Genomic DNA, 12,820 nt, shown 5'->3' on the forward strand with positions numbered 1-12,820 from the left:
TCATCATTTTTCCATAAATATTGTATCAAAATTTTAGACATAAATCTCATGAGCTAGGTATATATCTTAAGCGAATTTGTTATAGCCTTTAATAATTAAAATTATATGATTACATGCTATCTACTAAACACCAATGAATTTTACCGGTATATCTCCCCGCACTAGATGATCCTCCATTCAACCGCAATAAAATCCCATTATCATTTTCCCACGTACTAGCCACATCAATGGTTTGAACATTTTCGCTAGATTTCACGTGTGAAAAAATCGTCGTATATTCATGCAGTTCTTTGGCAATGCCATTGTCATCTTTGTAAACAATATCCCCTTCTAAAATATCATTATTACTGCTTATCATTTTTTCAGCTCTTGCTTGTAATTGCCACGACTGACCCATATCACGACTATCTACTACTTCAATCTTCCACCCCTCTTGGCGTTGTATAAATTGCTTGTCTAATCCGGCCATTATAGGAACAAAGGACACTTCACTATGTACAGTGCCAAACTCTAAACCACCACCGATATTAATTATGATTTCAAATTCCTTCGTTCTGTTAAAGCGACCGTCTTTTGCACTGACAGTTATCACATTCTGTCCAACGTGTAATTTTTCTCGTTCAACATATAGAACAAATTTTGCTCTACTTACATACGAATTACCAAGAGGTATTGCACTAGGATTACCATTAACATCATAATAAACCGTTATATTCTTAGAATTGAATTTTTGACCGCTAGCAAGGCTTATTTCTCCATGAAATTCCATGACATCCGGAACATTTTTCAATGAATTAAATTCTATAATACCTGACGGATTGATAGACATGATCAATGATGGGACATCAATTTTGAATGACGGTGTGTCCTCATCTACAATTAAATTATCACTTTCAAATCGTGCATGTGCCGATAATACTGTCGTGGATCTATCGACCTTAGCAGCTTTGGCATGCAATTCAATGGTGGCCTGGGGTACATTTTCTGACAAAGCACGTGATAAATTAAACTTCAATTTATTATTTTCAACTGAATCGATCGAAATAGCTTCAGGATTTTTTTCATCACCTTTATACGTAACAGTGGCAGAATTCAAAACAACATTCTCAGGAATATCTATATCTGCCAGTATTTGTTCCCAATTCTTTGAGCCTTCTTTATAGTTCAGATTATAAATAAATGTTAAATCATCCCCTACTTCAACACGATTGTCCTGTTCTGATATCATTTTGTTTTTTGAATTATTCCGAATCGAAATATCCAAGTCGGCATTAACGTATGATGGTATCGACTCGAAAACAATTAAATTATTCTCAAATCGCCCACCAGTTGAGCCTGTGAAACCCCATCTCAATTTATTAGAACCGTTTAACTCAAACTTATTTAAATCAACTCTTATTTCATTCCAAACGTATTGAGTGGCTTTTTTTGTTCCATCTAGATTTTTATCGTCGTATTTCATACTTAAAGTCTGTTGTTTAGGATTCCACTGTATCGTGATATGATGCCAATTTGAATCCGTCATTTTCATAAATTCCATACCATATTTATGATTTAATTTAAAATATTGTTTTCTCTTCACGCCGCTTGGGGCCACTCCAGGTTCATAAGATTTCGGAGAACCTGGATAATTAACTGCAATATGTTTGCTGTTGGGATTATTTATGTCAAACGAAACTCCCTCTCCATTTAACTGATCAAAGTTTTTTCTAACATTCAAATAAGTATCAAATTCGATCGCAAAACTTTTTTGAATTGCCGTTTGAGCGATTTCTTTTGAAGATACTATAACTTTATTATTAAAATCAGCTCCCCAAACACCAAGCGTCTCACCATAAGCTGGATTCCCATTATATGTAGAAATGGCATCAGCACCTCTATCGTCATTTTGAAATACCAAAGCCATCCCGTCACCGACTGTTTTATCATCAGCTGGATCTTGAGGATGTCCAAAATAAACCCACATCGACATTGTTTGGAATTTTGTTACATCAAAATAATTATTACCTTCAACATTACCCCAAATAGATCCCAATTGATTCTTACCGTGTGTAACCCGTAATATTCCCGTCCTATCGTCTGAATCTGGGTTACGATGAATCACTTTAGATGCATTTAAATTATATTTTTTATCAACATCTTGAGATTTATAAAACTTCCCTTGAACAAAACTCCGCTCCAATATATCCATCCCACGTGGTGCCGTTTCTAAAGCATGATGAAGATCATCTGGATCCCCAGGCATGGTATCAACTGGTAGTTCGATATTTTGGTTATTATTGTTATTTGACGGCGGCTTCTTGGCAGCCAAGGTAGTTTGAGCAGTAATCAATGCAAAAAGAAAAACGAATAACGTAAGTATAATTACACGTAGCGATTTATACATAACCATACACATACTCTCTTGTTAGTTGTCACTCAACATTTTTAAGTAGTTAGTGTAACAGATAATTGGCCAGATTTGTTATTTAAATAATCGTAATTGATTTAAATAAGATGCTATTTATAAATAAATATTAATCGCTAAAATGCATAATTATCTTCTTGAAAAAGCATTCAATTCGACAATACATTATCAAACGATTTGCTTATTTTAAACATGTCAATATGTATACATTGATGAAAAATAAATAGTTTTAGAAGTATTCTATAATCACTATTAAATACACCTTTATAGCTACTTTATATTTTCAAAAATATATTTTAAAAAACTTTTCTGATATATTCATTAGTGCAAATTATTATTATCCATAAATAAGAAATGTTAGATTGAAGTTGGGCATTAGGGAAAGAAATTTTTTAGTGAAGGGGATGTTACGAAGGAGGTTTTTTTATGAAGAAGATTTTTTCACTGTTATTAGCATCGTTAACAGCCTTTCTTCTAGTACTGGTCACGTCAACGTCCATTAGCCAAGCTCGTGAAGTGACTGAAGCTGTCGGTGTTGATGCTAATAGCGCCGTTATCGTAGATAGTGATGGCAATACAATTTCACATGATGCGGAATTGCCTGAAGATCAACAATATACAGTCAGATATACTTGGTCAATTCCAAATAGCGTAAAAATGTCGCCTGGTGATACTATGACTTTTCAAATTCCTGATAATGTCAGAGTAGATCACAGCAATACTTTTACAATGAAGAATCCCATTGTTGGTTCCATTGGTACTGCAACTATTACTGAAGGATCAAACATCGGTGTTGTTACTTTCAACTCTGCGTTTTCAGTTGCGACTATATCACGTAGAGGTTATATCTATATAACTGTAAATGGTACAGTTCCCGATACAAATCAGTCTCTATCACCTATCACAGTTAATAAGAGTGGTTCCTGGGTCGATGAAAATAACCCTAATACGATTAATTGGCAGGTCAATGTTATCGCTAGTGGTAATGAACTAGTCAACCCAGTATTCACTGATACGATTGGTTCTAATCAGACCTATGTGCCCGATAGCGCAAAACTTACTGATGCTTTAGGATATGAAATACCATATACGTTATCTATGGATAACAACGTAATGACGATCCAAGCTACCGGTAATTATATTGGTGATTTGAATCTTACATATCAAACCACTACAAACAGTCCTACGGGTGCAGATAGCTTTGATAATCAAGTCGATTATACCGATGATAACGGAAATTCTGGTTCGGCCACAGCTACAGTAACACGTCCAGATGTTACTGAACCTGAAGAGCCTGGTACTACAGAGCCCGAAGAACCTGGTACAACTGAACCTGAAGAGCCTGGTACTTCTGAACCTGAAGAACCCGGTACCACAGAACCCGAAGAACCTGGTACCACAGAGCCTGAAGAACCTGGCACTACAGAACCTGAAGAGCCTGGTACTTCTGAACCTGAACAACCTGGTACTACAGAGCCTGAAGAACCTGGCACTACAGAGCCTGAAGAACCTGGTACTACAGAGCCTGAAGAGCCCGGTACTTCTGAGCCTGAAGAACCCGGTACTTCTGAGCCCGAAGAACCCGGTACTTCTGAACCTGAAGAGCCCGGTACTTCTGAACCTGAAGAACCCGGTACTTCTGAACCTGAACAACCTGGTACAACTGAGCCCGAACAACCCGGTACCACAGAACCCGAAGAGCCCGGTACTTCTGAACCCGAAGAACCTGGTACTTCTGAGCCCGAACAACCTGGTACTTCTGAACCCGAAGAACCTGGTACTTCTGAACCCGAAGAACCTGGTACTTCTGAACCCGAAGAACCTGGTACTTCTGAACCCGAAGAACCTGGTACTTCTGAATCAGAAAAACCAGTTATAACAGAACCTGCAAAACCTGAAACTTCTAATTCTGGAGAAGCAGCTACTGAAGGTTCAACAAACACTGAGCCAATCACAGAAAATAGCTTAGATATCTTAAGCGATGAACAATCTGGCCTTCCTGTAACTAACAATAACGATCAAAAGACTATGACTTATCTACCTAGTAACGTAATTTCAAGCAACGTAGCTAAATCAAGTAACCCTGCAGCAATGAACAAATTCCCACAAACTGGTGAGAAAGAAAATCACTCTGCATTACTATTAGGTATCTTATTATTAATTGCCGGATTAAGCTTCATCTTCATTCGTCGTTACAGATTAAAATAAAACACTATAAAATTTAATTCTAAAAATTAAAAACACGTTCAACCACTTACTATTGTGATTGAACGTGTTTTTTTGGTTATTCTTGAAATAACTTAACTAAATCCTCTGAACGTAAATTTTGCTTTTCTTCACCTTTTACATCCAATTTAATCTGACCATCTTGAACCATAACTAGCCGATTGCCATACTTCAAAGCATCCGACATTTTGTGGGTGATCATCATCGTAGTCAACCCTTCATGAGTAACGATATCTTGAGTTATTTTCATTACATCGCTACTAGTCTTTGGATCCAATGCCGCAGTGTGCTCATCGAGTAACAACAGTTTAGGCTTACTCAAAGTTGCCATCAATAATGACAGTGCTTGTCGCTGCCCACCTGACAAATACTTAACTTGCGTCTCGAGTCTATCTTCCAAGCCCATATACAAAGTCTTCAATAATTCATGATACCTATTCCACTTATCGGCTTTTTTATATCGACGAAGACTAATTGTATTCGTATGACTCTGTGCCAAAACTAAATTTTCAGCGACACTTAAATCTCCCGCTGTACCCATCTTGGGGTCCTGAAACACTCTGGACATCCATCGAGCACGATAGGCAACTGATTTTTTAGCTACGTCATGCTTTTCTAAGACGATTCTTCCCGCATCAACTGGTAACGTGCCGGCAATGGTATTTAGTAAAGTTGATTTACCCGCACCGTTATTACCAATAACAGAGATAAAATCGCCGTCATAAACTTTTAAACTGACATTTTTTAAGATATGTTTCTCATTCTCGGTTCCCGGAAAGAATACCTTTTGTAAGTTTTCGACTACTAATGTTTCTGATTTCATCCCGTTGTTCATAATTTTCACCTTCCGATAGTTGTGCTAAATATTGCTTTAATTGTCGCTTAGTTTTGATACGGTTTTGAATAATTGGTACACAGATAACGATTACCAGAATGATTGCTGAAAGAATCTTCAGATCATCTGGTGGGAATCCTAATCCCATAGCTATTGTAAGTAATAAGCGATACACAATAGCTCCAAATACCATAGCTAACAGTCTAACCATAATCTTGCGTCCTCGCAAAAAGATTTCTCCCACTAAGACTGAAGCTAATCCTATAACGATCGTCCCAATACCCATTCCGATATCTGCATAACCGTTACTCTGCGCAATCAAGGAACCTGACAGTGCAATCAAACCGTTTGAGATCATATAACCAAAGATGATCATCCCGTCAGTTTTGATACCATTAGCAGAACTCATGGCCTTATTATTACCAGTTGCCATAAGTGACAAACCTAGTCTAGTCTTGAACAAACTGTACAAGAGTGCCACCACAATTGAGACAATGATCAAGCCAACAATAATTGTTTGAATATCAGGATCTAGGTTTCCTGGTAAATAATTAGTTAAAACCTTCTGATCCAATAACGGAATATTGGACTTGCCCATAATATGCATGTTGACTGAATACAAACCTGTCATAGTTAAAATTCCTGCCAACAATGAAGGAATCTTAAGCTTAGTATCCAAGATCCCCGTGACCACACCTGCTAAACATCCAGCAACAAAGCCAGCCATCGTCGCTACAAAAGTAGATTGGCCGTGTAACATCAAACTGATAGTAACTGCAGCGCCAAAGGGAAAACTGCCTTCGGTCGTTAGATCTGGAATATCTAATATTCTAAATGTAATGAAAACACCGATAACTAACGGTGCCCATAATAAACCTTGTCCCAAACTAGATATAAGCATAGCTGTTTACCTCTCTTTTATGGTTTCGTGATCGAACTTGGATCGATACCGATTGCCTTAGCATTATCCTTATTCACATACAATCTCAAAGTTTTTGAAGTCTCGACTGCCATTGTTTCTGGCTTCTTTTTATTAATCAATACTTGATAAGCCATCTCTCCAGCTTGTTTACCAAGATCCTTATAATTGATTCCGTAAGTTGTTGTACCGCCATCTTGTGCCATTTCAATTGAACCTGTTACAACTGGTAAATTAGCTTCTTTAGCTTTTTTACCGATTGTCTTCATTGAACTTGCCATTAAGTTATCTGTTGGTAGGTATATTCCTGAAACTGTATCTTTCATCCCCGATACAGCACTAGCAACATCATTAGTACTTGTTACGCTGACTGTCTTGATTGAAATATTATTTGCTTTGGCATATTTCTTAGCTCGCTTAACTTGCAAGACTGAATTTTCTTCTGATGAATCATACATAATGCCGATTGGTTTATCATTTTTAGTAATTGATTTTAATAATTTAATTTGTTTTTCAACCGGTGATTTATCACTGGCTCCGGTGACATTAGTACCTGGTTTATCATTTGCTTTGACTAAGCCTGCACCCTTTGGATCAGTTACGGCTGTAATGATGATCGGTGTTGTCTTAGTTTTCTTAGCAAGTCCTTGGGCAGCTTGTGTACCAATTGCCAACATGAGGTCAGGTTTCTTTTGAGTTAATTGCTGACTCATCGAATTAACATTTGACTGATCTCCTTGAGCATTCATATATGTATACTTGACTTTCATTGATTTGTCGTGTTTTTTGACTGCCTCGGATAATCCTGACTTGAAGCCGCTTCTAGCAGCATCCAATGAACCGTGTTGAACAATTTGTAAAATACCAACATTAAGTGTTTTATCGTCTGATTTTGAAGATGAGCAACCGGCTAATACCACCGTTGCCATAATTATTGTAATTAATCCCATTAAGTATTTTTTCATAAGTAATATCCTCCCGATAATTAAAAAAGGTAAATAAAAAACCAGATAGATTTAGAAAAATCCATCTGGTTTAAACATCGGGCCCGAATATTTGTCTCCAGATAGATTTTACCCGTATCTATCTGGCTTCATGACATGTTCAAAAACTTTAGCCAATCAATAGATACGAACGCTACTGCTTCTGCGTTCGCATCCAGTTGACTGAACACAAACGCTATCTAAAGAAAAAGCTAAAGGCAAATTGACTATTCAAATGTTTCGTACTGCAATTCAGTTTTATCATAGCTAATTACCTTTCCTTTCATGTCTTTAATTTACAATGACTAGTAAACCATGTAAAAAATATGCTGTCAACAATTAATTTAATATTTAAATAATATTATGAGTGTTTCTTTAATTTAATTCATTGTCTCAAATACTGATAGTAAGGCTTTTTATTGACCAACAGCATTTTTATAAATATTTGATATTGTTTTTTCATAATCAGCATTAGAAACTCCAAAGACAACTTTCATATCACTGCCTTCTTGAATTACCAATCTGATATTGATCAAACTTTTATCCAAATATTGCATGATTCGTCCTGCAATGGCTGGGCGCTTGCTCAATTCTGTTGAAACTGCCGCAATCAGAGCGATATTGTCATTAAGAAATACATCGTCCAAATTACAATTATTTTTTAATTCTGACAAGACTGAATTAAGAACACCTTTTAATTCCGTCTGTGGCAATAAAAATCTGAATGAATCTGTTCCTGATGGTACTGAATCGACAATCAAATTGTGCTTTTGGAAGATCGATAGAACTTTTTGTAAAATATCGAGATGCTTGTTCAGCTGATATTTTTTTACAGTAATAATTGTGTAATTCTTTTTGCCGGCAATTCCTGTAATCAATTGCTTACTATCCCTTTTGATCCTATCGACAACTAATGTTCCGCCACTGTGCGGGTTGTTTGTATTAAGGATTTTTGTCGGAATATTCTTAACTCTAACTGGTTGCACGGCTTCTTCTTGAAAGACGTTGAAACCCATATATGACAACTCTTGTAACTCTCCGTATGTCAGAGAATCGATTCGTTTGCACTTGCTGACGATTCGAGGATCAGCCATCAAAATTCCTGAGACATCTGTCCAATTCTCATATAAGTCAGCATTCAAGATATTAGCTAAAATAGCTCCAGAAATATCACTACCACCACGCTGCATTAATTTGATATTTCCATTCTGATTACCATAAAATCCTGGTATCACGACTTTATCAGTCTCTGAATACAATTTATGGAATTCCTTTGATGTTGCATTCAAATCAATTTCATTTTTCGAAAACATCATAAAACTAGCTGAATCAATAAACTTAAATCCTAAATATGATGCCATCAATTGGGCTGTTAAATATTCGCCACGAGAAATCAAATAATCACTAGAGCAGTTGGCTAGATTAACCTCGATTTTTCTAATTTCACTTTCAATATCGAAGTTGATCCCTAGTTCACTTTTGATCCTCAAGAATCTTTGCATAATTTTATTCAAAATATTCGAATAATCTGATCCACTAATTCTTAGCTTATCAAGTTCTATTAACAAGTCAGTGATCTTTATTTTTTCATTGCGACTCTTACCAGCAGCACTGACAACAACTACTTTGCGATCACTGTCATCATTGATGATTGCTTTTACTTTTGAAAATTGCTCTGCATCTGCTACAGAGCTTCCACCAAATTTTACAACTTTCATTATGCAACTACCTCCATGGGTAAACTAGCCATAAAGGCTTTACTGTCACAGGAAAGAACTTCTTTCATCAAGTCATGCATCGCACCTGCTGATATTTGCTCAACACGTAGGAAGTTCCCTTCATGATAGACTTTGTAATCTGCAAAAATATCACTAACATCAACTGAGGAACGTACTAAGTAATCGCTCTTTGTCAGATTCGAACAATATTCAACTTTACTATCAAAGTCTCGGATCAAATGATTTTTTGATTCTTTAATATCCAAAATATCTTGAACAACTGCATTGGCTGTGGGTAGCATACCTGCACCCTGTCCGAAGAAGTCAAGCTTACCAATTGTATCACCGTTCAACGAAATCAAGTTGTAATTATCTGGTGTATTTGCTTCGAGAGTATGGCTCAAGAATAGTGTTGGTTCAACAATATAATCGAATTTGTTCTCACGTTGATGAGTTTTACCGATCAACTTGATCGACAGACCTTTTTTAGCAAAATATTCAATATCACTGGCACTGATATTGCGAATTCCAAAAATAGGCATTTTATCTTGATCTGAAATATCAATGTTATAAGCTATATCAGCACTGATCGATAATTTATTAGCAACATCGATCCCGTCAATATCAGCACTCGGATCAGCTTCGGCATAACCTAGTTTTTGAGCCTCTTTAAGAACTTCAGCAAATGACTGTCCGTACTTACTCATCTGATCCAAAATAAAATTACTTGTACCATTGAAAATACCTTCAATAGAATTAACTTGATCGATTCTCAATGCCTTCTCTAAGCCCTGAATCCAAGGAATACCGCCACCGACACTGGCTTCAAAATAAAATTTAACTCCGTTATTTCGAGCTGCCTCTGTGAATTCTTTGAGATAAAGAGCAATAACCGCCTTGTTTGCTGTAATAACATGTTTCTTGTGCTTCAAAGCATTGAGAATATATTCGTGAGCCGGTTCAATTCCACCAATTGCTTCGACAACTACGTCCAAATCATTATCGTTTAAGATATCATCTATATTATCTGTCATTTCTGGCAAGCTGCGTTTTTTGTTCTTGCGAATCAAAATATGAGCAACATGGAGGCTTTCGGTCTTACCATTAGCCTTCTTTACTATTTCATAAACGCCCTTACCAACTGTACCAAATCCCAAAATAGCTATGTTCATGGTAATAACCTCCTAATTTCTGTGTTCATTATTAGTAAACACTTGTTTTTTATTTAAAAACAAGTTATCATAATAACATTCAATTTGCAAGGGGTTAGGACAATGAATAATTTATATACAAGTACAAGAAATGACCAAGTTAAAATTTCAGCTAAAGAAGCTATTCGCAGAGGATTCTCTGACGATGGTGGATTATACGTCTTTCCAAACTTCAATGACTTATCTATTAATATAGAAGAATTGACAAACAAAAATTATCAAGATATTGCCAAACTAGTCTTGAGACAATTACTGCCAGATTTTTCTGATCAAGAGATCTCTAACTGTGTTAATGACGCTTATAGCTCAAGCTTTGATACTGACGAAATAACCCCCGTCACTAAAGTTGATAACTTCCACGTATTAGAATTATTTCACGGACCAACAAGTGCCTTCAAAGATGTCGGCCTACAATTATTACCACAATTAATGAAACACTCAATTGCCGATAAACGAGTAATGATCTTAACAGCCACAAGTGGCGACACTGGCAAGGCTGCTCTAGAAGGATTTAAAAATTCCGATAAAATTGCCATTACTGTTTTTTATCCACATAACGGTGTTAGTAAAGTTCAGCAACTGCAGATGGCATCAACTAACGGCAATAATACTGAAGTTGCCGCTATTGAAGGTAACTTTGACGACGCTCAAAGTAATGTCAAAAAAATCCTCAACGATGCTTCTTTAAAGAAAGAATTGGGCGATAAGATCAGTTTATCAAGTGCTAATTCAATTAACATCGGTCGCTTGATTCCACAAATCGTCTATTACTTCTATTCATATAAGAAGTTAGTCGAGAACAAGCAGATCCATAACGGTGATAAAGTAAACTTCAGCGTTCCAACTGGTAACTTCGGTGATGTTCTAGCAGGCTATCTGGCCAAACAATTAGGACTACCTGTTAACAAATTCATCGTTGCAAGTAATGAAAACAACGTCTTAACTGACTTCTTCAACAGTGGTATTTATGACCGCAACCGTCCCTTCTTCAAAACAGTTGCTCCAAGTATGGACATTCAAATATCGAGCAATTTTGAAAGATTGCTATATTACAAGAGCAACGGCGACACAGAATACGTCAAGAAACTGATGAACCAACTAGAAAAGAATGGAAAATATCAAGTTTCTGATCAATTATTGAAGAACATTCAAGATGATTTCTATTGTGGATACAGTACTGATGACGAAATCAAAGAATCGATCAAAGAGGTCTACAGTGACTATAAATATTTGATGGATCCACACACAGCCGTCGGTTACAAGGTTATGCGTGATTATCAAAAAATCGACGATTCATGCCCAACGATCCTGTTGAGTACTGCCAGTCCATATAAATTTGTCAATGTCGTTGCGGATGCCATTCTTGAAAACAACTCAGATGATGATCTGCAGTTAATGAAGGACATTCAAAAAAATACTGGTGTCCCAATTCCACAAAATTTAGCCAGAGTTTGGGATTTACCGATTCTGCACAAAGATGTAATTAAAAAAGACGACATGCGCGAATATGTCAAAATGAAAGTTGAGGCTGACCTGTATGATAAGAATTAAAGTTCCCGCTACAAGTGCCAATATCGGTGTCGGCTTCGATAGCTTAGGCTTAGCTGTTTCATTCTACGGAATAATTGACTTCGAAAATAGCACTTCAAAACTTGAAATCACTGGCTGTCCCAAAAAATACCAAAATGAAAATAATTTAATTTATCGAGCCTTCATTAGTGGTTGTCGATACATGAAACAAGACATCCCTAATCTCAAAATCAGTATCGACAATGACATCCCTATCGCACGTGGATTAGGCAGTTCAGCCGTTTGTATCGTGGCTGGATTAAAGGGTGCCAGCGCTTGGTTCGATAACAACTTATCAGATGAAGAAATCCTAAACCTGGCAACTGCTATCGAAGGACATCCTGACAACGTATCGCCAGCAATTTATGGCGGACTCTGTGCTTCAATCAATCACAATGGTGATATTCAAGTTGCACATTATAAAGTCAGCGATAAGTTGCAATTTGTAGCAATGATCCCCGACTATCCCATCAGCACTGAAGCAGCACGTGAAGTTCTGCCTGCTAGCATGAGTTATTCTGAAGCGATATATCAGATCGGCCACTTAGGAGTATTAATAAAAGCTTTAGAACTCGGAAATATGCCGATGATTCAATCAGCAATCGTCGATAAAATGCACGAACCTTATCGTAAAAAACTGATCCCTGACTATGATCAAGTCTTAAAAATTTGTCAGGAAGAAAATGTCATTCTCTACATTAGCGGTAGTGGTTCGACTTTGATGGCAATTGCTCAAAAGAATCAAGTCACTGATTTAACAAACAGAATATCCAGTGATTTCCCTAACTGGCAAATCAAGCCTTTGACAGTTGATACTAACGGCGCAACGGCTGAAATAATCTAAATTAAAAGTGCCCATAAGAAACGGCAACCTCCCTGTGTTGTTTCTTATGGGCACTTTTTAGTACCTACTGCACTTTAAAGTACGTAATTGTTTAATTGATCTAACCCC

The 12,820-nt window shown here is 36.7% G+C and carries 9 protein-coding genes; 3 read left to right on the plus strand and 6 right to left on the minus strand.

Annotation, left to right across the window (positions count from 1 at the left end; translation table 11 throughout):
* Window positions 1–109: 109 nt before the first annotated feature.
* Window positions 110–2,392: an L-type lectin-domain containing protein gene (locus U8519_RS08665; protein WP_334329930.1), complete on the minus strand. Its 2,283-nt coding sequence runs from the start codon at window positions 2,390–2,392 to the stop codon at window positions 110–112.
* Window positions 2,393–2,833: 441 nt separating this feature from the next.
* On the opposite strand from U8519_RS08665, the gene U8519_RS08670 reads away from it, so the two are divergent.
* Window positions 2,834–4,615 carry an Ig-like domain-containing protein gene (locus U8519_RS08670; protein WP_334329931.1) on the plus strand — a complete coding sequence of 594 codons (1,782 nt, stop codon included), beginning with the start codon at window positions 2,834–2,836 and terminating at the stop codon, window positions 4,613–4,615.
* Window positions 4,616–4,691: 76 nt separating this feature from the next.
* Here U8519_RS08670 and U8519_RS08675 read toward each other — a convergent pair whose 3' ends face one another.
* The 5 genes from U8519_RS08675 to U8519_RS08695 all read right to left on the minus strand — a co-directional run bounded on the left by U8519_RS08675 (window position 4,692) and on the right by U8519_RS08695 (window position 10,260).
* Window positions 4,692–5,468, minus strand: coding sequence for an ABC transporter ATP-binding protein (locus U8519_RS08675; protein WP_442892140.1), 777 nt, complete (start codon window positions 5,466–5,468; stop codon window positions 4,692–4,694).
* A complete protein-coding gene (locus tag U8519_RS08680; RefSeq protein WP_334329932.1) occupies window positions 5,392–6,369 on the minus strand; it encodes an ABC transporter permease in 978 nt (325 codons plus the stop codon). The genes U8519_RS08675 and U8519_RS08680 overlap by 77 nt, the downstream gene beginning before the upstream one ends.
* A 17-nt stretch (window positions 6,370–6,386) precedes the next feature.
* On the minus strand, window positions 6,387–7,352 hold the full coding sequence (locus tag U8519_RS08685) for an ABC transporter substrate-binding protein (RefSeq protein WP_334329933.1): 966 nt from the start codon (window positions 7,350–7,352) through the stop codon (window positions 6,387–6,389).
* A gap of 434 nt (window positions 7,353–7,786) precedes the next feature.
* Window positions 7,787–9,088: an aspartate kinase gene (locus tag U8519_RS08690; RefSeq protein WP_334329934.1), complete on the minus strand. Its 1,302-nt coding sequence runs from the start codon at window positions 9,086–9,088 to the stop codon at window positions 7,787–7,789.
* The gene (locus U8519_RS08695; RefSeq protein ID WP_334329935.1) at window positions 9,088–10,260 is read right to left on the minus strand and encodes a homoserine dehydrogenase; all 1,173 of its coding nucleotides are present in this window, start codon (window positions 10,258–10,260) and stop codon (window positions 9,088–9,090) included. Before U8519_RS08695 ends, U8519_RS08690 begins: the two co-directional genes overlap by 1 nt.
* A gap of 102 nt (window positions 10,261–10,362) precedes the next feature.
* Between U8519_RS08695 and thrC the strand changes: the two genes are divergently transcribed.
* Together thrC and thrB are read left to right on the plus strand one after the other, a co-directional pair.
* Entirely contained in the window at window positions 10,363–11,850 is a 1,488-nt protein-coding gene (thrC, locus tag U8519_RS08700; RefSeq protein ID WP_334329936.1) for a threonine synthase, read from the plus strand.
* A complete protein-coding gene (gene thrB / locus U8519_RS08705) occupies window positions 11,837–12,712 on the plus strand; it encodes a homoserine kinase (RefSeq protein ID WP_334329937.1) in 876 nt (291 codons plus the stop codon). The genes thrC and thrB overlap by 14 nt, the downstream gene beginning before the upstream one ends.
* The last annotated feature ends 108 nt before the right edge of the window (window positions 12,713–12,820 follow it).

The sequence above is a fragment of the Companilactobacillus sp. HBUAS59699 genome, from assembly GCF_036913575.1.
Taxonomy (GTDB): domain Bacteria; phylum Bacillota; class Bacilli; order Lactobacillales; family Lactobacillaceae; genus Companilactobacillus.

Excerpts from the sequence above, each read along its gene's own strand:
- U8519_RS08665 (WP_334329930.1), bottom strand. The coding sequence starts at position 2,392 with ATGGTTATGTATAAATCGCTACGTGTAATTATACTTACGTTATTCGTT.
- U8519_RS08670 (WP_334329931.1), top strand. The coding sequence starts at position 2,834 with ATGAAGAAGATTTTTTCACTGTTATTAGCATCGTTAACAGCCTTTCTT.
- U8519_RS08675 (WP_442892140.1), bottom strand. The coding sequence starts at position 5,468 with ATGAACAACGGGATGAAATCAGAAACATTAGTAGTCGAAAACTTACAA.
- U8519_RS08680 (WP_334329932.1), bottom strand. The coding sequence starts at position 6,369 with ATGCTTATATCTAGTTTGGGACAAGGTTTATTATGGGCACCGTTAGTT.
- U8519_RS08685 (WP_334329933.1), bottom strand. The coding sequence starts at position 7,352 with ATGAAAAAATACTTAATGGGATTAATTACAATAATTATGGCAACGGTG.
- U8519_RS08690 (WP_334329934.1), bottom strand. The coding sequence starts at position 9,088 with ATGAAAGTTGTAAAATTTGGTGGAAGCTCTGTAGCAGATGCAGAGCAA.
- U8519_RS08695 (WP_334329935.1), bottom strand. The coding sequence starts at position 10,260 with ATGAACATAGCTATTTTGGGATTTGGTACAGTTGGTAAGGGCGTTTAT.
- thrC (WP_334329936.1), top strand. The coding sequence starts at position 10,363 with ATGAATAATTTATATACAAGTACAAGAAATGACCAAGTTAAAATTTCA.
- thrB (WP_334329937.1), top strand. The coding sequence starts at position 11,837 with ATGATAAGAATTAAAGTTCCCGCTACAAGTGCCAATATCGGTGTCGGC.